This is a genomic window from Variovorax ureilyticus (genome assembly GCF_037889935.1).
Classification (GTDB): Bacteria; Pseudomonadota; Gammaproteobacteria; order Burkholderiales; family Burkholderiaceae_C; genus Variovorax; species Variovorax ureilyticus.
Genome location: NZ_JBBKZU010000011.1, coordinates 66,160 through 87,704 on the forward strand (window position 1 = coordinate 66,160; position 21,545 = coordinate 87,704).

Genomic DNA, 21,545 nt, shown 5'->3' on the forward strand with positions numbered 1-21,545 from the left:
GGTCGGCCGGCCTCAGCTCATCTTGCAAAGCGGCGACGGTGCGGGCACCAGCGACGGCGGGAAGGTGTGCTCGATGACGGGAACGATGGCGCCATCGACAGGCTTCGCGCGCGCCACGTAGTTGGGCAGCAGGAGCTGGTTGTCGGCGGCGCGCATCGTCACCTGGCCATAGATCGAATCGATCTGCGCGCCGCGCAGTGCCTTGCTGACTTCGGCCGGCTTCACGCTGCCCGACTTCTTCACGCCCTCGAACATCACCTGCATGCCGTTGTAGGCCTGGCCTTCGTTGTCGGTCGGCAGGCGATTGAACTTGCTCTTCCAGGCCGTGACGAAGGCCTTGTTGCGCGGGTTGTCGATGGTGGCGGTGTAGGCGGTGTTGCCCGGCGTGCCGTCCAGCGCCTTGCCGGTCGCGTTGATCATGAAGTTCTGGATCAGCGCGTGGCCGATCAGCTTCGTCTTCGGGATCAGGCCGAACTCCTCGGCCTGCTTGACGAAGGCGATCGCATCGCGGCCGGTCTCCGCGACCCACACCGCATCGACGTTGGCGGCCTTGAGCTGCGCGATGTAGGGCGAGAAGTCCTTGGTGCCCAGCGGCACGTAGAGCGACAGCGGAACCGTCTTGCCGGTCGCTTCGACCGCCTTCTTGAAGGACTCGCCGGAGTCGCGCCCCCACACATAGTCGGCGGCCAGCACCGCGAAGGTCTTCTCCTTCAGGTCCTTGGCCCATTCGTTGATCATCGCGATGTCCATCGCATCCGAATGGTTGGTGCGGAAGCTGCGCGGCCGGCAGGTGTCGCCAGTGAGCTTGTCGGACTTGCTCGCGACCACGAAATAGGCCGCGTCCCAGCGATCGAGGTTCTGCGCGATCGCCAGCGAGATCGAAGAAGGGATGGCGCCGATCAGCAGGTTGTTGCCGTCGCGCGCGAGCTTTTCGGCCACGCGCCGGCCCGCATCGGGCGTGCCTTCGTCGTCGGCCTCGGCATATTCGACCTTGCGGCCGTCCACGCCGCCCTGGGCATTGGCTTCGTCGATCGCGAATTTCACCGCGCGCATGACTTCTTCGCCTTGCTGCGCGAACACGCCGGACTTGGACGACACGAGGCCGACCTTGACCGGCTCCTTGCTCTGCGCGAGCGCGGCGAACGGAACCACGGCTGCGAGTGCGCCGAGCGCGATCGCGTTGCGGCCAAAGCGGAAAGTCTTTCGATTGAACATGCGGGTCTCCTATGGGTAGTGATCAAAGTTGAGCAAGGGCCGGTGTCGGTCCGGCAGCCGAAAGAGTCGGGGCCGCGCAGCCGGCCCGTTCGCGGGCACTCGCGGAACCGGCTTTGCCGGGCCGCCGAGTGCGCCCCCTTGAGGGGGTGCGGAGCCACACGAAGTGGGCGAGGCTGGGGGTGGGCTTCATTCACACCATCACATGGGCTTCCAGGTCGTGCAGGCTCTCGCGCGAGGCCTCGACCTGGCCTTGCGCGATCACCGATCCCTTCGCCATGGCGTAGTAGCGGCGCGCAACGCGCACCACGAGGCTCATGTTCTGTTCGATGAGCAGCAGCGCGGTGCCCTGGTCCGCCACGCGATTGAAGATGTCGGCAAGCTGGTCGACGATGACCGGCGCGAGGCCTTCGGTCGGTTCGTCGAGCAGGATCAGCGACGGATTCGCCATCAGGGCGCGCCCGACCGCGAGCATCTGCTGTTGTCCGCCTGACAGCGCGGTTCCCGGCGTGTGCGCGCGCTCGGCGAGGATCGGGAACAGCTTGTAGATCTCGGGCACGTTCCACGGTCCCTTGCGGCCGACCGCGGCGCCCAGCAGCAGGTTCTCTTCCACGCTCAGGTTGGCGACGATGCGCCGCCCTTGCGGGACCACCACCACGCCGTGCTGCGCCGCGATGTACGGGCGCGGCCGCGCAAACACCTGGCCCCCGAGGGCGACGCGGCCGCTGCGCAGGCTGGCAAGGCCCAGGATGGTGTTGACCACCGTCGTCTTGCCGACGCCGTTGCGGCCCACCAGCGCGACGCGCTCGCCCGCGTTCACCTTCAGGCTCAGCTTGTGGAGGATGTGGGCCGAGCCGTAGCAGGCGTCGACCTTGTCGAGTTCGAGAAGGGGGTTCATCAGGCGGCACTCCCGAGATAGGCTTCACGCACGCGAGGGTCGGCGCGGACGGCAGTCGGTTCTCCCTGCGCGATCACGCGTCCGAGTTCGAAGACGGTGACGACATCCGAGATGCCGAACACCACGTCCATGTCGTGCTCGACCAGAAGCACCGACACGTTCCAGCGGGAGGTCAGCGCTTTCAGGTGATGGGCGAGGTCGTGCGATTCCTTCGCGGACAGGCCGGCCATCGGCTCGTCGAGCAGCAGCACCGTCGGCCGTCCCACGAGCGCGAGCGCGAGATCGAGCCGGCGTTGTTCGCCGTAGCCGAGGTCTTCCGCGACATCGTCGGCACGATGCAGAAGGTCGAGCTCGCGCAGCACGGCCTGCGCATCCGCTTCGTGGTCCTTCGGGTTCATGCGGTGGGAGGCCAGCTCGACCTGCCGCCGCACCTTCATCTGTCCGAAGATGCTGGTGCGCTGGAAGCTGCGCGAGAGGCCGCGCGCACGGCGCTCGACCACGCCGCAGGCGGTGACGTCCTCGCCGCCGAGCATCACCTTGCCGCGCGTGAGGCGGCGGCGCCCGGTGATCGCATCGATCACGGTGGACTTGCCCGCGCCGTTGGGCCCGATGAGGCCGCGGATCTGGCCGCGTTCGAGCGTGAGCGAAACGCCGTCGACCGCCTTCACGCCACCGTAGTGGATCGCGACGTCGTCGGCCTGGAGTACATAGTCGACCATTGCAGATTTCCCTTCAGTCATCCGTTGCGCTTCGCGCCACCCAAAACCGGTGAAACTGGCACAGGCGAGGCCAGGGCACCCACGGAACCGGCTTCGCCGGGCCGTTGGGTGCGCCCCCCTACCGCCGAAGGCGAGAGAGGGGGGAGCCGCGAAGCGGCTCGGGGGGTGCGCTTGAAGATCCGGCTCAACGCGCCCGCGATGCCGGTGGGCGAGAAGACGATCACGGTGATCAGCGCCACGCCGAAGATCGCCATCCAGTGGTTCGCGTAGTCGCCGAGCACGTCCTTGAACAGGAAGTACACGATCGCGCCGAGGGCCGGGCCCCACAGGGCCTTGTAGCCGCCGACGACGACCATCATCAGCGCGACGCCCGACACGCTCCAGTGCAGGCTCTCGGGCGAGACGAAGCCGGTGTTCAGCGCCGAGAGCACGCCGCCGAGACTGGTGACGAGCGCCGACAGCGCATAGATCGCGGCGCGCGGCAGCAGCGTGCGAACGCCGATGAAGCGTGCGCGCTCCTCGTTGTCGCGCACAGCCTCGGTCACGCTGCCGAAGCGGCTGCGCAGGAGCAGCGCGAGCGCGAGCGTGACGAGCACCAGCACGGTCCAGCACACCATGAAGAGCACGGCCGGCTGATGCAACTGCGATTGCGACAGTCCGAGCAGGCTTTGCGGCCAGTTGATGTTCATGCCGTCGGCACCGCCTGTCAGGCCCCGGGCGCGCGATGCAGTGAGGAAGGCCATCTGCCCGATCGCCAGCGTGAGCATGCTGAAGGCAACGCCGGGCACCCGCACGATCACCAGTCCGACGACGAACGCCAGGACCGTGATACCGAGCAGCGTGACTGCAATGGCAAGTTCTGCCGGCATCAGCCCGAGTTCCAGGATGATCCCCATCGAGTAGCCCGACACGCCGAAGAAGAGCGCATGGCCGAAGCTGACCATGCCGTTCTGCCGCAGCAGCAGGCCCACGCCCATGGCGAAGACGGCGTAGATCACGGCCTGCGTGAGCAGCGAGAGCACGGTGCCTGAGGTGATGAATGCCGCCACGAGGCCGCCGGCGACCAGCGCGACCACCGCGCTCGAGCCCATCCGAGTGATGTTCATTGCGAGATTCCTTGAGGAAAGAAGACTTCTATTGACCAGGGCACCCGCGGAACCGGCTTTGCCGGGCCGCCGGGTGCGCCCCCGGAGAGGGGGTTGGCGCAGCGACACGAAGTGCGCGGAGCCTGGGGGTGAACTTCATGTCCGGCTACCTGCGAAGCCAGAGGGCTTCCAGATCAGCACCGCGACCATGATCACGAAGGGCAGGATGGCGGAGAAGTCGGGCACGTAGACCGCGCCGAGCGCCTGGATCATCCCGAGCGCCATCGCCGCGACGAAGGCGCCGGCCAGCGAGCCGAGCCCGCCGACGACCACGACGACGAAGGAATCGATGATCACGTCGCTGCTCATCGACGGCGAGAGCGAGAGGAAGGGCGCGGCCACCACGCCGGCGAGTCCCGCGAGCGCGGTGCCCAGCCCGACCACGCCGGCGCTGAGCAGGTCGGTGTTCACGCCCTGCATCGCGGTGGTCGTAGGGTCGGTGCTCGCGGCGCGCACGAAGAGGCCGACCTTCGAATGGCGCAGCCACAGCGTGAGACCCAGCGCGACGAGCGCGCCGATCACGATCACGCCGATGCGGTAGGCCGGCAGCGGTGTGCCGAGGACGTTGACCGACATCGCGAGCGCCGCGGGCACGTCGACCGTCAGGTTGCTCTTGCCCCAGACGGTCTGCACGAAGTCCTCGATCACGAGCAGCAGGCCGAAGGTGACCAGCACCACCGTGAGCGGATCGCGGTCCTGCAGCAGACGGAAGCCATAGCGATCGAGCACCACGCCGAGCAGCGCCATCACCGCGGGTGCGGCGACCAGCGCAACCCAGAAGTTGCTGTGCAGCGCGATCGAGTAGCCGAGGTACGCGCCCAGCATGTAGAGCGACCCGTGCGCGAAGTTCACCACGCGCCGCAGGCCGTAGATGAGCGCGAGGCCCGAGCACATGATGATCAGCAACGCGCCGTAGACCAGGCCGTTGAAGAGGTTGATGGTGAGCATCGTCTTGTCTCCTTGCGAATCAGATGTCGGCCAACGCGCCGGTCGGAGCGCCGAATGCGGTCCAGCCGCCGTCCGCAGAAAGCACGGCGCCGGTCACGTAGCTGGATGCGGGCGATGAAAGGAAGAAGATCGCCTCGGCGATCTCCACCGGCTCGGCCATGCGGCCCAGCGGCGTGCGCGCGGCGATGGCGTGCGCATCGATCGCACCGCGCCGCACCAGGTCGGCCACGAGCGCGGTGCGCACATAGCCAGGGGCCACTGCATTGACGCGGATGCCGTCGCGCGCCCATTCGCTCGCGAGTGCGCGTGTCATGCCGAGCACACCGGCCTTGGCCGCGCTGTAGGCGTTGCGGCCGGGGATGCCTGCGAGGCTCGCGATCGATCCGAGGTTGACGATCGCGCCGCGCTGGCCGCGCGCGTCGCACGGCTGCGAGCGCATCGTGGCGAGCACCGCCTGCGTCATGAGGAACGTGCCCTTCAGGTTGACCGCCAGCACGCGGTCGAAGCCCTCGGGCGTTTGCTCCAGCGTCGGCGCGTTCTGTTCGCTGATGCCGGCGTTGTTGACGAGCGCATCGATGCGGCCGAATCGCGCGACCACGCGCGTCACGGCTGCACGCACGCTCTCGGCGTCGGTCACGTCACAGGCGACGGCGATGTGGTCGGTGCCGAGAGCGGATGCGCGCGCCTCGGCGGCGTCTTCGCGCAGGTCGAGCAGCGCGACGCGCCAGTCGGCCGTCGCAAACCGCTCCGCGGTCGCCCAGCCGATGCCGTCGGCGGCGCCGGTCACCAGCGCTGTGGGTGTGTGAGAGGAAGCGTTGGCCATCGCTCAGGCAGCCGGGCGGCAGGTGGTGGGTGTCCGGCCGAATCCGGCATCGCGCGCGGCTGCGGCAAGTTGCCGGTGGGCGCGTGGCGGGCGCTTGGGGTCCGCTGTCTTCTGCATGTCTTGTCTCCTTCTTTCCTCAATTGCCATGCGGGTTGCGCGGTGTTTTTCGCGCATCGCATCCATGGCGGAATTCTTTGCGAGGGGGGTGTCGCGTACGTCGACGATTCAGGCCGACATCCGGACAATTCGTGCACGGCCGATCAGGTTTTCCCTAGGGCTTCGGCCGGCTCCGCGCGCGATGCGTTTCGAGCCGCCCGCGTCGCGGCGTGGCGCGCGGCGAGCCGTGCGAACACGATGCCGGGTCCGATCGTGATGCCGGGCGCGGTGTAGACACCGCCCATGATCGAGTGCATGTCGTTGCCCACCGCGTAGAGCCCCTCGATCGGGGCGCCGTTCGGGTCAAGCGCGCATCCGTTCGAATCGGTCGCGAAGCCCGTGGCGGCGCCGATGTCGCCCGGATAGAGGCGTACCGCGTAGAAGGGCCCTTGGGTCAGCGGGCCGAGGCAGGGATTGGGACCGGGCCAGTTCGCATCGCCGATGTTCTGCGAGTAGACGGTGCCGCCTCGCTGGAAGTCGGGGTCGATGCCCTGGCTTGCGTTCGCGTTGAAGTGCCGCACGGTTTCCGCAAGCCGTGCGGGGTCGATCGAGAGTGCCTTTGCCAGTGATTCGATCGTGTCGCCGCGCACGAGGTAGCCGTCGGCGAGATAGGGCGCGAGGCCCTTGCCGCCGGGGCGCACCATGCCGATGCCGTACTTGCGCAATGCTTCGGCGTCGCAGACGAGGAAGGCCGGCACGCTGTTGCGACCGCCCTGCTGCAACTTCTGCATCGCGAGGCCGAACAGGTGATACGAGGTGCTTTCGTTGACGAAGCGCTCGCCGTCCTGGTTCACCGTGAGCATGCCGGGCTTCGCGCGATCCATCACGAAATGGGGGAAGACGCCGGTGCTGCCGTCGGCGCGACGGCGCTTGGAAACGGGCGCCCAGAAGGCGGGGCTCATCGCGCCTTCGGCATAGCGTGCGCCGACCGCCTCTGCCAGCCGGTGTGCTTCGCCGGTATGGCCGGGTGCGCCGGGGCACCACTGGATGTCCACGCCAGGCAGCATCGCATCGCGCCGCGCGGGATCGCGGTTGAAGCCGCCGCTGGCCAGCACGACGCCGCCGTGGATGCGCACCGTGCGGCGCGTGTCGCCTTGCTTCAGGACAATCGATTCGATGCTGTTGCCAGTGCGCTCGATCCTCTCGACGCTGGTGTCGAGCGTCAGGCTGACGTCATCGCGTTGCGCGAGCGAATACAGCAGCCGGGCGACGAGTGCGTTGCCCATCACGAGCCGTGTTCCGCGCGCGTGCCGCAACCGGTCGGCGGCATGGCGCCCGAGGATCTTCGCGGAATGGCGCAGCGATGCGACCGAACGCGACATGCCCAGCAGATGGTTGATGTCGGTGCGGTCGACCATCATGCCGCCGAGCACCGTGAATTCGGGGATCGGCGGACGCACGAGCGGGAACAACTCGCCCAGGAGCCGGCCGTCGAACGGCATTGGTTCGAGCGCGCGTCCGTTGATCGTGGAGCCCCCGAGATCGGAGATGTAGTCGGGGTGCTTCGGGCAGGCGCGGAACCTGACGTCGGTCTTCGCTTCGAGTGCGTCGATGGCTTCGGCGCCGTGGTCGAGAAAGGCCTGGCGCAGCTCGGCGGGTGTGCGGGTTCCGATCGCGTTGTCCAGGTAGCGGGCTGCCTCCGCGATCGTGTCCTGCGGATTCACGCCGGCGCCGAGGCGCGTGCCCGGCACCCAGGTCGTTCCGGCCGACAGCGCGGTGGTTCCGCCGACATGCGATGTGCGCTCGACGAGCAGCACCGTCCGGCCTTCGAGCGCGGCGAAGAGTGCGCAGGCCATGCCGGCACCGCCGGCGCCGATCACCACGACGTCGAACGATGCGTCCTGCGGCAGCGATGCGAGGGTCTGGATGCGATGCATGTCATTGCTCCACGAGGAAGTCCACCATCAGGTCGCGCACCCGGGCGAACATGTCGGCGCCGGTGGCGGTGCGGCAGCCCTTCGCGCGCGCCGCGGCGATCAGCGGCGAGACGGCGGGCGCGGTGATCACGCAGCCGACGAAGGTCCTCGGATCCAGGCGCGCGACGTCGACCGGATATGGATCGCCTTCCTTCATGCCGGCCGGCGAGGCATTGATGACGAGGTCGAAGCCCGCCGGGTCGTCGGTGCCGGCGACCACCGGGCACTTCTCCAGACCCGCGAGGCGCGCGACGAGCGCATCGCGGCGGGCGGTGTCGCCGTCGTGAATGGCGAGCGAGGCGACGCCGGCCATGACGAGCGCATGCGCGATCGCGGAGCCCGCGCCGCCGGCACCGACGAGCAGCGCCTTGCGGCCGGCCGGGTCGTAGTCTCGATCGCGCAGGGCGGCCACATAGCCGAGGCCGTCGAACATGTCGCCGTGCCAGGTGCCGTCGGGGTTGCGGCGCATCGTGTTCACCGCGCCGAGGAAGCGCGCCCGCTCGGAAGCACTGGCGCAGAGCGCGAAGCAGGCGAACTTGTGGGGCACGGTCACGATGACGCCGTCCACGTTCTGCGCGAGCGAGACACCCTCCAGCCAGCGCGCGAGCGCCGCCGGCGCCACATGGGCGGGCATCACCATCGCGTTGAGTCCGTGCGCAGCGAAGGCGTGGGTCACGTCGCCGGGCGATTTCACCTGCGCGATGGGGTCCCCAACGATGTAGTGGACGCGGGTTGCGCCGTTCAATGAAAGCTGTTGCGACATTCCGTTCTGTCTCCTGGTTGGGTGCTTGTCCGCGTGCCGTGTGCGGCGCGATGGCGAGATCGTAGTCAAAAATGGAATGCAATTCAAGTATTGAATTAGATTCAGAAAAAACCTAGAATTCGGCCGAAGACAACCATGAACCATCGCAAGACCCCCATCGCCTTGTTCGGCGCCGGCGCCATCGGCCGCACGCATCTCGATCGGCTGCAGCGCAGCGATCGCGTCGCGCTCGCCGGAATTGCCGACCCGACGGAAGCGGGCCGCGCAGCGGCGCAGACCGCCGGTGTGCCCTGGTTCGCGGACCACCGCGCGCTGCTCGAGGCCGTGCGACCAGCCGGTGCGATCGTGGCGACGCCGAATGCGACCCATGTGTCGCTCGCGCTCGACTGCCTCGCCGAGGGTGTCGCCGTGCTGGTCGAGAAGCCGGTGGCCGACACCTTGGCCGATGCGAATCGGCTCGTCGAGGCTGAAGCGCGGCACCGCGTGCCGGTGCTGGTCGGCCATCACCGCCGACACAACCCGGTCATCCGGCGCGCGCGAGAGATCGTTGCCGGCGGACGGCTGGGCCGCATCGTCGCGGTCAATGCGCTTGCGACCTTCCTGAAACCCGACAGCTACTTCGAGACGGCATGGCGCCGTCAGCCCGGCGGCGGGCCGGTGCTGATCAACCTCATTCACGACATCGACCTGTTGCGCTTCCTGGTCGGCGAGATCGGATCGGTGCAGGCGGCGGACAGCCATGCGGTGCGCGGCTTCGAAGTCGAGGACAGCGCCGCGGCCGTGCTGCGATTCGACAGCGGCGCGATCGGCACCGTGATCGTCTCGGACGCAGCCACGGCCCCCTGGTGCTGGGACTTCTGCGCCGGCGAATCGGCCGCGTATCCGCGGCAGGCGGTGCAGTCGCACTTCATCGCCGGCACGCACGGCTCGCTTTCGCTGCCCGACCTCGCGCTGTGGCACTACAAGGGCGCTCGCGGCTGGCATGAGGAGCTCACCCGCGAACAGAGCGTGGTGCACCCGGGCGATCCGTACGAGCGGCAGCTCGCGCATTTCGCCGACCTCGTCGATGGCCGCGAAACCGATTCACTGTGCAGTGCGCTCGACGGCATGCGCACATTGGCCGCGACCCGCGCGGTGCTCGATGCCGCGGCCAGGGCGCCTCGCGCTTCGGATACGCTGGTCCTTCCCGTCAACGAAGGAAGGAACCAATCATGAGCGGCGTCATGGAAAGAACCCTGGGCATTCTCGAGCTGCTGTCGCAGCACGGAGAAGGCCTCGAACTCGCGGCCGTCGCCGACCGGCTCAACATGCCGCGCAGCGCGGCACACCGCCTGCTGAACGACCTGATCCGCGTCGGCTACGTGCGCCAGTTGCGCGATCACGGTGACTACATGCTGACCACCAAGCTGGTGTCGGTCGGCCTGTCGTTCCTGAGCCAGAGTGGCATCGTGGATTTCTCGCAGCCGCTGCTCGACCGGCTGGCCGAGATCTCGGGCGAACTCGTGCGCCTGTCGGTCGTCGATGGCGAGCGCCTGACATGGGTCGCGCGCGCACAGGGCGCGCGGCAGGGCTTGCGCTACGACCCCGACATGGGCAGCGATGCGCGCCTGTCGTGCTCGTCGTCTGGCCTCGCATGGATGGCCGGGTTGAGCGACGACGAGGCGATGACGCTCGCCTCGCGCCAAGGCATCGGCCAGCCCGACGAATACGGCCCCAACGCGCCGCGCACCATGCAGGACATGATGGTCATGGTGCATGCCGCGCGCGAGCGCGGCTACAGCGTGACCGTCGAGACCTTCACCGCCGGGCTCAACGCGATGGCGGCGCCGGTGCGCCTCGGCAACCGGCCGCCGATCGGCGTCATCACGATCGCCGGGCCCACGGTGCGATTCACCGAGGAGCGCATGCACGCGCTCGCACCCGAGCTGCTCTCGATCTGCGACCAGATGGCCGCTGCGAGCGGCGCCTCGCCCTTCTTCCAGGGCGCCCACTCCGGCAGCGGCGGACGCAAGTCCGGCCGATTGCCGATCTACGCCGCGTAGAGCGGCACCTCCGACCATGCCCGACGACGCAGATCCCCACGATGCCACGCCCCGTTCCTCGGCCACCCTCGCGTGCGATCTGCTTGTCGTCGGCTCCGGCGCCGGAGGCCTGGCCGCGGCGGTCACTGCCGCGCACCTGGGCCTCTCGGTCATCGTCGTGGAGAAAGAGTCCCAGCTCGGCGGAACCACCGCGTGGTCCGGCGGCTGGATGTGGATCCCGCGCAATCCGCTGGCGCGCGCGGCCGGCATCGAGGAAGACATGGCGCGGCCGCTGGCCTATCTGCGCCACGAACTCGGCGCGCAGTTCGATGAAGCGCGCGCACGTGCCTTCCTCGAGAACGGCCCGCGCATGGTCGATTTCTTCCAGCGCCGCACGGCCCTGCGGTTCATCGATGGCAATGCGATTCCCGACTTCCATGGACACACGCCCGATGCCTCGACCGGCGGGCGCTCGGTGTGCGCCGCGCCCTTCGATGCGCGGCGGCTCGGCAAGCACATCCACCAGATCAAGCCGCCGCTGCCCGAGACCACGCTCTGGGGCATGGGCATCGCCTCGGGGCGCGAGCTGCGGCATTTCCTCGATGCGCGCACGTCGCCGCGTTCCGCGTGGTACGTCGCGAAACGCCTCGCGGCCTATGCGCGCGATCGCCTGCTGCATGGACGCGGGCTGCGGCTGGTCAATGGCAATGCGCTCACCGGTGCGCTCGCGGCATCGGCTTTCGAAGCCGGGGTGCAGGTTCTCGTCGATCATGCGGCGCGCCGGCTGCTGCGCCATGGCGAGCGTGTGGTGGGCGCGGTGGTCGAGTCGCCCGCGGGGCGCGTGCGCATCGAGGCTTCGCGCGGCGTCGTTCTAGCATGCGGCGGCTTTCCGCACGACACCGAACGCCTGAAGGCGATGCTGCCGCACGCACCCACGGGGCGCGAGCACTGGTCGGCGGCACCGCGCGGCAATACGGGAGACGGCCTGCGCCTCGGGGAGTCGGTGGGGGGCCACGTCGCCGGCGATCTCGCGCAGGCCGCTGCACTCGCGCCGGTGTCGCTCGTGCCGCGTGCCGATGGCTCGCTCGGGCACTTCCCGCACCTGATCGAGCGTGCCAAGCCGGGTTTGATCGCGGTGCGTCGCGATGGACGCCGCTTCGTCAACGAGGCCGATTCCTATCACGACTTCATGCGCGGACTGCTCGCCGCGACGCCGTCCGGCGAACCCGTCGAAGCATGGCTGGTTTGCGATAGCCGGTTCATCCGCCGCTTCGGCCTCGGCGCCGTCAAGCCTGCGCCGATCCCTCATCGCCGAATGCTGGCGAGCGGCTATCTCAAGCGCGGCCGCACGCTGGCCGAACTCGCGGCGGCCTGCGGCATCGATGCGGCGGGCTTGGTCGGCACCATCGAACGCTACAACGCGCAGGCCCGGCAGGGCTGCGACGAGGATTTCTCCAAGGGCGGGACGCCCTACAACAGGGTGCAGGGCGAAGCGCGCCCCGGCCTGGCGAACCCCTGCATGGCGCCGATCGAGCGCGGACCCTTCCATGCCGTGAAAGTCGTGGCGGGCAGCCTCGGCACCTTCGCCGGATTGCGCGTCGATGCGAGTGCACATGTGCTCGATCGGCACGGTGCGCCGATCGCCGGCCTCTATGCGGCCGGCAACGACATGGCCAGCGTGATGGGCGGCCACTACCCGAGCGGCGGCATCACGCTCGGCCCTGCCTTGACCTTTGCCTGGATCGCCGCGCACGACGCCGCGGGCGCGGCGTCGCCTTCCGCCGACCGCCGGGAGTCTGCGCCGGCGTCATCTCCCACCCTCTCCACGCCCGAACCACTTTTCGAGGAACCCGTCGCATGTACTACGAGATAGCCACCCTGACCCTTCCCTTCGGCACCGCCGCGCAGGCCGCGCAACAGGTGCAAGCCTTCGCGAACGCGCCCGGCGCCGGCGGCGAACTGCTGGCCTGCTGGACCAGCGACATCGGCGTGCTGAACCAGATGATCGTGCTGCGGGGTTTCGAAGACCGCTCGGCGCTCGATGCCGCGCGGCAGCGCACGCTCGCCAGCCCGAGTCCCTTCGGCTGCGGCGAGCTCTATCAGCGGCTCGAACTCGCGAGCTACCGCGCCTTCGACTGGATGAAGCCTGTGCGGCCGAGCGCCGAATCCGGCATTGCCGGGCCGGTCTACGAGATCCGCACTTACGGCATCAAGCCGGGCGGCGTGAGCAAGACCAGCGAGTTGTGGGCCGAGTACCTGCCCGCGCGCGAAAGGCTCTCACCCTGCGTCATCGCGATGGTGGCGCTCGATGGTGCGCCACGCTTCACCAACATCTGGGCCTATCCCTCGCTGGATGCGCGCAGCAAGGCACGCGCCGATGCGGTCGCCCAGGGCATCTGGCCGCCCAAGGGCGGGCCGGCATGGCTGACCACCGACATGGTTTCGACCATCGCGCTGCCCACGTCGGTCTCTCCTCTGAAGTGAGGAACCCATGATGTCCCGTGTTCTTTCGATGGCCTATCTCACCGCCTGCGACGCCACGCCGCAAGAGGCGGTGCGCATCGCGGCCCGGCTCGGCTACGCGCATGTCGGCCTGCGCCTGCTGCCCAATGCACCCGGCGCGCCGCAGCAGCACCTGATCGACCACCCAGAGGCGCTGCGCGAAACCGTGGCGCTGCTGCGCGATACCGGTGTCGGCGTCTTCGATCTGGAGATCATCCGCATCAACGAGGGCTTCGAGCCACTGGACTATCGGCCGCTTCTCGATGCGGGCGCGGCGCTGGGCGCGCGCGCGGTGCTCGTGGCGGGCGACGACACCAACGCCACGCGGCTGGCCGACGGCTACGCGCGCCTGTGCGAGCTGATGAAGCCCTACGGCATGACGGCCGACCTCGAATTCATGCCCTGGACGGCTGTGCCGCACGCCCGCGCGGCGCTTTCGGTCATCGAGGGCGCGGGCATGCCCTCGAACGCCGGCATCCTCGTCGATGCGCTGCACTTCGACCGCTCGGCCACCACGCTCGAAGATATCCGCGCGCTGCCGCGGCAACTGCTGCACTACGCGCAGATCTGCGACGCGCCGGGTCGCGCACGGCAGGGCCGCGACTTCACGGTGGAAGAAATGATCCATACGGCGCGCTGCGCCCGCCTGCAGCCCGGCGAAGGCGACATCGACCTCGCCGGCCTGTTCGCGGCGCTGCCGTCCGACCTCCCCGTGAGCGTCGAGGTGGTGCACCTCGACCGCATGCGCGCCATGGACCCGGCCGAATGGGCGCGCCAGTGCCTTGCGGCAAGCCGCAGGTTCGTGGCCTGAGCCTCCCCCAACCCCTACAGACAGATCGAGAGACACAAATGGATTTCGCGCTCAACGACGAGCAGAAGATGATGATCGACACCGTCCGGCGCTTCATCGCCGAGGAGCTTCGTCCGCTGGAAGACCGGCTCGAAAACGACGGCCAGATCGATCGCGACACTGCCACCACCATTCACGAAAAATCGAAGGCGCTCGGCCTCTACGCGCTCAACATGCCGGCCGAACTCGGTGGCGGCGGCCTGTCGAACCTCGACCGCATCCTGTGCGAAGAGCAGTTCGGCCACACCAGCGACTACCTGATCCGCCGCGCCTTCGGCAACGTCTACGAACCGCTGCTGCACTGCCGTGGCGAGCAGGTCGCGCGCTGGCTCGAACCGTCCGTCGCCGGCCGGCGCACCTGCGCGATCGCGATCACCGAGCCCGGCGCCGGTTCGGACGCGGCCAGCATCCGCACGCATGCGAAGAAGACCGACACCGGCTGGGTGCTCAACGGCGGCAAGCACTTCATCAGCGACGGCGAATGGAGCGACTTCTTCCTCGTCTCGGCCAGGACCGGCGAGAAAGAGATCTCGATGTTCATGGTCGACAAGGGCCTCGCGGGCTTCAGCGTCGGCAAGGACCAGAAGATGATGGGCATCCGAGGCACGCCGCATCTGGAGCTCTTCTTCGACAACGTGCAGCTCGAAGACGCCGCACTGCTCGGCGAGCGCGGGCAGGGCTTCAAGCTCGCGATGGGGGCGCTCAACGTGGTGCGCCTCGCACAGGTGGGCGCGCGCGCCGTCGGCAAGGCGAGCCATGTGCTCGAATTGATGACGGCCTACGCGAACGACCGCCAGCAGTTCGGCCAGCGCATCGGTGACTTCCAGATGGTCCAGCAGATGCTGGCCGACAGCGTGATCGAGATCAACGCCGCGCGCTGGATGGTCTATCACGCCGCGTGGATGCTCGACCAGGGCTTCGATGCGCGCGAACAGATCGCCATGGTCAAGGTGCATGCGGCCGAGACGCTGGGGCGCGTGGTCGATCGCGCGGTGCAGGTCTTCGGCGGCATGGGCTTCTGCAAGGAACTGCCGATCGAGCGCTACTACCGCGACGCGCGCATCTATCGCATCTTCGACGGCACCAGCGAGATCCATCGCGGCGTGATTGCCAAGAGCGCGATGAAGAAGGGCGCCTCTCTCTTCGAACTCCACCGCTAGGAGCGCCGCGATGACGCATTCGAACAGCGGCAAGTTCATGACCGCGCGCGAGGCCGCCGCGCTGATCCGCGATGGCGACACGGTGGGCCTGATGGGCGGCGGTGGCGGCCTCATGGAAGCCACGCATCTCTTCGAAGCCGTGCAGGCCCGCTTTCTCGAAACAGAGGCGCCGCGCGGATTGACGGTGATGCACGCGCTCGGCATCGGCGACAAGAAGACCAAGGGGATGAACTGCTTCGCGCACGAGGGGCTGGTGAAGCGCGTGATCGGCGGGCACTGGGTCTGGTCGCCGGCGATGCAGCGGCTCGCGGAAGAAGAAAAGATCGAGGCCTACATCCTGCCCGGCGGCGTCTCCAGCCAACTCATGCGCGAGATCGGCGCCGGCAGGCCGGGGCTTTTCACGCACGTCGGCCTAGGCACCGTGTGCGACCCGCGCCAGGGCGGCGGGCGCATGAACGCTTCGGCGCGCGAGGACCTCGCCGAAGTCGTGCAGATGGACGGCCGCGAGTACCTGCGCTACAAGCCGTTCCCGATCCACGTGGCCTTGGTGCGCGCAAGTGCGGCCGACGAGGACGGCAACATCAGCTTCGAGCACGAGGCCGCGAACCTCGATGCGCAATCGCTCGCGCTCGCCGCACGCAACAGCGGCGGCAAGGTGATCGTGCAGGTGAAGGAGCGGGTGTCCAACGGATCGCTCAAGGCGCGCGAGGTGCGCATTCCGTCGGCCTGGGTCGACGCAATCGTGGTCGATCCCGCGCAGGCCACGAGCTACGCCATCCCGTTCGATCCGGCGTTCTCGGGCGAACTCACCGGTGGCGCGCGCCGCGACAGCGAAGCCACCGACCATGCAATGGAGAAGGCTGCTTCGGCCGAGGCCTTCGGCGAGCGCCAGGCCGTGGCGCGCCGCGCGGCGGAGGAACTGTTCAACACCGGCAAGGCGCGTCCGGTCGTCAACTACGGCGTCGGCGTGCCCGACGCGGTGGCCCGGCTCGTGGCGCTGCGCGGCGACAGCGGCCGCATCTACCAGACCATCGAGCACGGGACCTACGGCGGCCTCCTGATGGATGGCGAACTGTTCGGCTATGCGCGCAATGCCAGCGCGATGCTGGACGCGGCGACGCAGTTCGATTTCTACGCGGGCGGGGGGCTCGACATCGCCTTCCTCGGCTTCGGCGAATTCGACGAAGAGGGCAGCGTCAACGTGTCGCGCCTCGGCGGCTTCACGGTCGGGCCGGGCGGCTTCATCGACATCGCGCAGAACGCACGCAAGGTGGTCTTCTGCGGCACCTTCGCGGCGAAGGGCGTGAAGCTCGTCACCGGAGACGGCACCCTGCGCGTGACGCAGCAGGGCGCGGTGAAGAAGCTGGTGCAGCGGGTGGATCAGGTCACTTTCAGTGGCCCGCAGTCGATCGTTCGCGGCCAGGAAGTGCTCTATCTCACCGAGCGCGCGAGCTTCCGGCTGATGCAGGGCGGCGTGGAGCTCTTCGAGATCGCGCCCGGCGTCGACCTGGATCGCGACGTGCTGGCGGAGATGGGCTTCGCGCCCCGCATCGCGAAGGACCTCGCCGTGATGCCGGCGCGCTTCTTCAACGCTGCGGGGTGAGGCTTCTGACGCTCGGGAGATCCGCGGCGCGAATGAGCCGCGTCTCCTGTGCGGTGATCAGGTGCGCCGAGGCCTGCAGGTACGCCGGGAAGTCCGGGTGCGTGTCGCGGGCCCGGCTGCGCGCCTCGTAGTCGGCGAGGCTCTCGTAGGCCCACAGGTGCACGAACTGGTTCTGGGGGCCGACGACGCTCGTGTAGAAGCCGAGCGGATGGCCGAGTGTCTGCAGCAGGATCGGCATGGCCAGCCGGTCGAAGACATCGAGGAACTCCGGCATCTTGCGCAGCGCGATGGTGTAGATGCGATGGTCCACGAGCGGTCGTTCAATGGGGTTCATACGGTGGCCTCCAGTCGACGGGCGGACGGTGCCGCGGCCTTGGGCTTCGCGGCAAGGTCCGCGACGTGATGGGCCGTGACATACGCGAAGGTCATGTTCGGCCCGTGCGTGATGCCCGCCCCCGGATAGTTGCCGCCCATCATGCTCGCGCGGTCGTTGCCGACGGCGTAGAGGCCGGCGATCGGCGAGCCGTCGCGCTTGAGCACTTCGCCGACGGGGCTCGTGCGGATGCCGTCGAAGGTTCCGAGGTCGCCCATCACCACCTTCACCGCATAGAACGGCCCGGTCTCGATCGGCGCCACGCAGGGGTTGGGCTGGTGTTCGGGGTCCGCGAGGTAACGGTTGAACGCGGTGCGGCCGCGATCGAAAGCGGGGTCCCTGCCTTGCGCGGCGCCGCCCGCGTTGTACGCGCGCACGGTGGCTTCGAGCCCCGCCGGATCGATGCCGGCGTGCTCCGCGAGTTCGGCCAGCGTGCGGCCCTTGATCAGGTAGCCGCTGCGCAGATGCGGCCCGAGCGGCATCGGCGCGGGCTTCACGTAGCCGAGCCCGTACTTCGCGAGCGCGGTCTTGTCGACCACCAGCCACATCGCGGTTTCCTTCTGGTCGGCGCAGGCGCGGATCATCGCGGCGCCCACGTCGTGGTAGGAGTTCGACTCGTTGGTGAAGCGCTTGCCATTGCGCAGCACGCCGATCACGCCGGGCTTGTAGCGGTCGAGCAGGTGAGGGAACACGCCGAACTCGCCGTTCGCATAGGGCACGCGCGACACCGGCATCCAGGCCGCGCTGTCGGCGAAGCGGATGTCGGCCGTGCCGCCGGCGGCCTCCGCCATCGCGACGCCGTCGCCGGTGTTGCCGACCGGTGTGGGCGAAAGATGCTCGCCGCCTCGCGCCACATGCGGATAGGCCTTGGCGATGCGCTGCACATCGTGCGGAAAGCCGCCGCAGGCGAGCACCACGCCGCGCCGCGCGCGAATGGTGCGCGTGCCGTCGGGTCCTTCGACCTGCAGCCCGACCGCGCGGCCGTCCTCGATCAGCACCTTGCGCGCGGGCGTCGAGGTCTCGATCGGAATGCCGAGGTCGAGCGCCGACTTGGCCAGCCGTGCCGCCAGCGCATTGCCGCTGGTGACGTTGATGCCGCGGCGATAGAGAAGCAGTTCCTTCATGTGCGTCGCCAGCCGTCGTGCGACATAGAGGAAGGACGTGAGCGATTTCGTGGCGCGGAAGAAATGCTTGAGGTCCGCGTTCGACGAGTTGAACATCATCCCGATGAAAGTGATGGTCTTCAGCGGCGGCTTCAGCCGCTGCATGTCCCGCCCGAGGCCGCGGATGTCGTACGGTGCCGCGAGGATCGAGCGGCCGATCTGCGCGCCGCCGGGTTCATCGCAGTGATAGTCGGGGTAGAGCGTCGGCACGAACTGCATCGTGGTCTCGCGCTCGAAGAACTCCACCATCTTCGGGCCGTTGTCGAGGAAGGTGTCGACCGTCGCGGCATCGAAGTAGCGGCCCGTCTCCTGCATGAGGTACTCGCGCACCGCTTCGCGCGTGTCCGCGGGATTCTGCTTGCGGCCATGCGGCGCCAATGGAATCCACAGCACGCCGCCCGAGAGGGCCGTGGTGCCGCCGAAGACCGGTTCCTTCTCGATCACCCTCACATCGAGGCCGCGCTTCTTCGCGGTGATCGCGCAGGCCAGGCCGGCAGCGCCGGAACCGACCACCAGCAGGTCGCATTCGGTTTCGTGGGTCATGGCTGTATCTCCTTGAATGTGCTCAGTCGGCCGGCGTGCGGTTGAAGCCGGGGCGGGGCACCATGTCCATCAACATGCTGGACATGCCGCCGTCCACCACGAGCTCGGCGCCGTTCACGTAGGCCGAGCGCGGGCTCGCGAGGAAGAGCGCGGCGTCGGCGATGTCCTGCGGCTCGCCGATGCGGCGGCTCGCGGTCACCTGGGCGCGCCGCGCCTCGAAGCCGGGCTCCTCGTAGAAGGTGGCGGAGAGCGCGGTGCGGATCATTCCGGGGCAGATCGCATTGCTGCGAACGCCCAGCGGGCCCCACTCCACGGCCATCTGCCGCGACATCAGCAGCACGCCGGCCTTGCTCGCGCTGTAGGCGCCGCTGCCGGTCTGCGGATGCAGCGCCGAGATCGACGCGACGTTCACGATGCTGCCGCGCCGCGCCTCGCGCATCGGCTTCGAGAAGGCGCGTGCGCACAGCAGGTAGCCGGTGAGGTTGACCGCCAGCACCTGGTTCCATGCATCGAGGCTCACGTCCGCGAGGCCGCCCGCGCGCAGCATGCCCGCGTTGTTGACCAGCACGCTGCAGGCACCGAGTTCATCGGCCACGCGCTTCGCGGCCTTGCCGATGCTGCCTTCGCTGGCGATGTCGCACTCGATGGCGATGGCGCTTCGCCCCTGCGAGCGCAGCTGGGAAGCGAGCGTTTCAGCGCCTTGGCCGTCGAGGTCGAGCAGGGCGACCTTCGCGCCCGCATCGGCGAGCGATCGCGCCACTGCGGCACCGATGCCGCTGGCCGCACCGGTCACGACCGCGACCTGGTCTTCGAGCGCCAGCCACGCGCTGCCGAAAGGATGAGTTGTCGTCATGAATGTCTCCTTGGGTCCACGCCGTCATTGTTCGGCGCACCCCTGGGCGGCGGTTTGACGATTCATGCCAACAACAGGACAATTCCGGCCTCCCAGCCCGCGCATCGCCCCCATGCCAAGAGTCATTCCGAACTACTCGCTTTATGGCGATCAGGCGCAGCCGAGCTGGCAGTCGACCTTCGATTTCGAATGGATCCCTGTGCGTTCCGCGCGCTACAACTGGGAGATCCAGCCCCACACGCATGACGCCTTCGTGCAGATCCTGCTGCTTCGGCAGGGTGCGGCCGATGTGCAGCTCGACCATGCGCGGATCAGCGAACGCGCGCCGTGCCTGATCCTGATTCCTGCACAAACCGTGCATGGATTCCACTTCGCGCCCGACACCGACGGACCGGTGGTCACCGCGGCGCAGCGGCCGCTCGAATCGCTGGCGCAGGTGGTCATGCCCGAGCTGGTCGAGAACATCCGCAAGCCGCTCGTGATGTCGCTCGTGTCGCAGGACGCCGCGATGGATGCGCTGATGCCGATCTTCCTCGCGATCGAACGCGAATCGCGGCGAAGCTCGATCGGGCAGGTCGCGGCGGCGCTGTCGCTGATTACCGCGCTGCTGGTGCAGATCGCGCGGCTGCGGCAGGTCGATGCGGCCACGCCGGTGCTGCGCGATTCACGCAAGCATGGGCAGATCCAGAAGTTCCGCGCGCTGGTCGATGCGCGCTTCAAGCAGCACGTGCCGCTGCAGGACTACGCCTCCGAGCTTGGCATCACGCCGGGGCAGCTCACGCGGCTGTGCCGCGAAGTGCTCGGGACATCCAGCCTCGCGGTGCTGCACGCGCGGCTGGTGCACGAGGCGCAGCGCGAGCTGGTCTACACCGACGTCAGCATCAAGCGGCTCGCAAGCGACCTGGGCTTCGTCGACGAAGCCTACTTCGGCCGCTTCTTCCGCAAGCACACCGGGCTCACGCCGCGCGAGTTCCGTTCCCGCGCGCGTACATCGACGCAGTGAGCGGAAGGTCCGCACGCTGCAGGCGGAGCCTGGCGTCGATCGAGCGAGCAGGAACTGCCCCAAGAAGTCGCCGGGCCTGGTTGACGATGCGGTGCGGGTTCAGGACGCGGCCTGCGAATCGCCGTCGATCGGGATCATCTGTCCCGAGATCGAGCGTCCGGCGCCGGAAGCCAGGAAGACCGCGAGCGCCGCGATGTCTGCCGGATCGACGAAGCGCTTGATGGACTGGTTGGCCAGTGCGGCGGCTTCTTCCTGCGCAATGCTGCGTCCACTGACCGATGCACGGCCTTCGAAGACCTGGCGCAGGCGCGGGCCGTCCACCGCGCCGGGCAGGATCGCGTTGACGCGAATGCCGAACTCGCCGAGTTCGCGCGCGAGGGTCTTGGTGAAGCCGATGAGTCCCCACTTGGTCGTTGCGTACGGGCTGCGGTTCGGGTAGCCGAAGCGACCGGCGAGCGATGACATCACCACGATCGATCCGGCGGCCGATTTCTTGAGATGGGGAATGGCGGCCTGCGTCACCGTGAACGTGCCCGTGAGGTTGATGCGCAGAACGGCTTCCCAGGCATCCGGGTCCATGTCCGCGACGCTGGCTGTCGGCCCCGCGATGCCGGCGTTGTTCACCAGCACGTCGAGTCCTCCCAGCGCATCCGCCGCCTCCTGGACCATGCGCTGCACCGCGCCGCGATCGGCGATGTCGCAGACGCTGGTCGTGATGCCGGGAACTTGCGCTCGCAGGTCGTTCAATGCCTCTGCATCGATGTCGCAGGCGTGGACGCGCGCGCCCGCGGAGGCGAACGCCATGGCGATGGAACGGCCGATGCCGCCCGCGCCCGCGGTGACGAGGACGCGTTGACCCTTGGTAGTTGTCATGGAAATTTCCTTGATTTGAAA

General features: G+C 68.3%; 20 protein-coding genes. 8 read left to right on the plus strand and 12 right to left on the minus strand.

What is annotated here, in order from left to right; translation table 11 throughout:
* Positions 1–12 precede the first annotated feature (12 nt).
* The 8 genes from WKW77_RS23305 to WKW77_RS23340 form a co-directional block, all read right to left on the minus strand.
* The gene (locus WKW77_RS23305) at positions 13–1,215 is read right to left on the minus strand and encodes an ABC transporter substrate-binding protein (RefSeq protein WP_340359262.1); all 1,203 of its coding nucleotides are present in this window, start codon (positions 1,213–1,215) and stop codon (positions 13–15) included.
* 190 nt (positions 1,216–1,405) lie between these two features.
* The gene (locus WKW77_RS23310) at positions 1,406–2,110 is read right to left on the minus strand and encodes an ABC transporter ATP-binding protein (protein ID WP_340359263.1); all 705 of its coding nucleotides are present in this window, start codon (positions 2,108–2,110) and stop codon (positions 1,406–1,408) included.
* Positions 2,110–2,829, minus strand: a complete 720-nt coding sequence (locus WKW77_RS23315) for an ABC transporter ATP-binding protein (RefSeq protein WP_340359264.1) — start codon at positions 2,827–2,829, stop codon at positions 2,110–2,112. Before WKW77_RS23315 ends, WKW77_RS23310 begins: the two co-directional genes overlap by 1 nt.
* A gap of 17 nt (positions 2,830–2,846) precedes the next feature.
* Positions 2,847–3,935, minus strand: coding sequence for a branched-chain amino acid ABC transporter permease (locus WKW77_RS23320; RefSeq protein WP_340359265.1), 1,089 nt, complete (start codon positions 3,933–3,935; stop codon positions 2,847–2,849).
* Positions 3,936–4,070: 135 nt separating this feature from the next.
* Positions 4,071–4,922, minus strand: coding sequence for a branched-chain amino acid ABC transporter permease (locus tag WKW77_RS23325; protein WP_340359266.1), 852 nt, complete (start codon positions 4,920–4,922; stop codon positions 4,071–4,073).
* 19 nt (positions 4,923–4,941) lie between these two features.
* The gene (locus WKW77_RS23330; RefSeq protein ID WP_340359267.1) at positions 4,942–5,745 is read right to left on the minus strand and encodes an SDR family NAD(P)-dependent oxidoreductase; all 804 of its coding nucleotides are present in this window, start codon (positions 5,743–5,745) and stop codon (positions 4,942–4,944) included.
* Positions 5,746–6,005: 260 nt separating this feature from the next.
* Complete coding sequence (locus WKW77_RS23335) at positions 6,006–7,778, minus strand: FAD-dependent oxidoreductase (protein WP_340359268.1); 1,773 nt, start codon at positions 7,776–7,778, stop codon at positions 6,006–6,008.
* Position 7,779: 1 nt separating this feature from the next.
* Entirely contained in the window at positions 7,780–8,580 is an 801-nt protein-coding gene (locus WKW77_RS23340) for a shikimate dehydrogenase family protein (RefSeq protein ID WP_340359269.1), read from the minus strand.
* 135 nt (positions 8,581–8,715) lie between these two features.
* On the opposite strand from WKW77_RS23340, the gene WKW77_RS23345 reads away from it, so the two are divergent.
* From WKW77_RS23345 to WKW77_RS23375, 7 genes are read left to right on the plus strand one after another with little or no spacing between them, the layout of a single operon-like run.
* Entirely contained in the window at positions 8,716–9,795 is a 1,080-nt protein-coding gene (locus tag WKW77_RS23345) for a Gfo/Idh/MocA family oxidoreductase (RefSeq protein ID WP_340359270.1), read from the plus strand.
* Complete coding sequence (locus WKW77_RS23350) at positions 9,792–10,622, plus strand: IclR family transcriptional regulator (protein WP_340359271.1); 831 nt, start codon at positions 9,792–9,794, stop codon at positions 10,620–10,622. The genes WKW77_RS23345 and WKW77_RS23350 overlap by 4 nt, the downstream gene beginning before the upstream one ends.
* Positions 10,623–10,638: 16 nt before the next feature.
* Positions 10,639–12,474 carry an FAD-dependent oxidoreductase gene (locus WKW77_RS23355; protein ID WP_340359272.1) on the plus strand — a complete coding sequence of 612 codons (1,836 nt, stop codon included), beginning with the start codon at positions 10,639–10,641 and terminating at the stop codon, positions 12,472–12,474.
* Entirely contained in the window at positions 12,459–13,085 is a 627-nt protein-coding gene (locus tag WKW77_RS23360; protein WP_340359273.1) for an NIPSNAP family protein, read from the plus strand. Before WKW77_RS23355 ends, WKW77_RS23360 begins: the two co-directional genes overlap by 16 nt.
* 10 nt (positions 13,086–13,095) lie before the next feature.
* Entirely contained in the window at positions 13,096–13,914 is an 819-nt protein-coding gene (locus tag WKW77_RS23365) for a sugar phosphate isomerase/epimerase family protein (RefSeq protein ID WP_340359274.1), read from the plus strand.
* Positions 13,915–13,952: 38 nt separating this feature from the next.
* Positions 13,953–15,113, plus strand: coding sequence for an acyl-CoA dehydrogenase family protein (locus tag WKW77_RS23370; protein WP_340359275.1), 1,161 nt, complete (start codon positions 13,953–13,955; stop codon positions 15,111–15,113).
* 10 nt (positions 15,114–15,123) lie between these two features.
* The gene (locus WKW77_RS23375) at positions 15,124–16,716 is read left to right on the plus strand and encodes an acyl CoA:acetate/3-ketoacid CoA transferase (protein ID WP_340359276.1); all 1,593 of its coding nucleotides are present in this window, start codon (positions 15,124–15,126) and stop codon (positions 16,714–16,716) included.
* Here the strand turns inward: WKW77_RS23375 and WKW77_RS23380 are convergent.
* Genes WKW77_RS23380 through WKW77_RS23390 form a run of 3 tightly spaced genes read right to left on the minus strand, consistent with a single transcriptional unit; the run spans position 16,700 to position 19,648 of the window.
* A complete protein-coding gene (locus tag WKW77_RS23380) occupies positions 16,700–17,050 on the minus strand; it encodes an NIPSNAP family protein (protein ID WP_340359277.1) in 351 nt (116 codons plus the stop codon). The two genes, WKW77_RS23375 and WKW77_RS23380, sit on opposite strands and share 17 nt — an antisense overlap.
* Entirely contained in the window at positions 17,047–18,795 is a 1,749-nt protein-coding gene (locus WKW77_RS23385) for an FAD-dependent oxidoreductase (protein WP_340359278.1), read from the minus strand. Before WKW77_RS23385 ends, WKW77_RS23380 begins: the two co-directional genes overlap by 4 nt.
* Positions 18,796–18,817: 22 nt before the next feature.
* Positions 18,818–19,648: an SDR family NAD(P)-dependent oxidoreductase gene (locus WKW77_RS23390; protein ID WP_340359279.1), complete on the minus strand. Its 831-nt coding sequence runs from the start codon at positions 19,646–19,648 to the stop codon at positions 18,818–18,820.
* A gap of 112 nt (positions 19,649–19,760) precedes the next feature.
* Here WKW77_RS23390 and WKW77_RS23395 point away from each other — a divergent pair, with 112 nt between their 5' ends.
* A complete protein-coding gene (locus WKW77_RS23395) occupies positions 19,761–20,651 on the plus strand; it encodes a helix-turn-helix domain-containing protein (protein ID WP_340359280.1) in 891 nt (296 codons plus the stop codon).
* A gap of 99 nt (positions 20,652–20,750) precedes the next feature.
* Here WKW77_RS23395 and WKW77_RS23400 read toward each other — a convergent pair whose 3' ends face one another.
* Positions 20,751–21,524 carry an SDR family oxidoreductase gene (locus WKW77_RS23400; protein WP_340359281.1) on the minus strand — a complete coding sequence of 258 codons (774 nt, stop codon included), beginning with the start codon at positions 21,522–21,524 and terminating at the stop codon, positions 20,751–20,753.
* Positions 21,525–21,545: the final 21 nt, after the last annotated feature.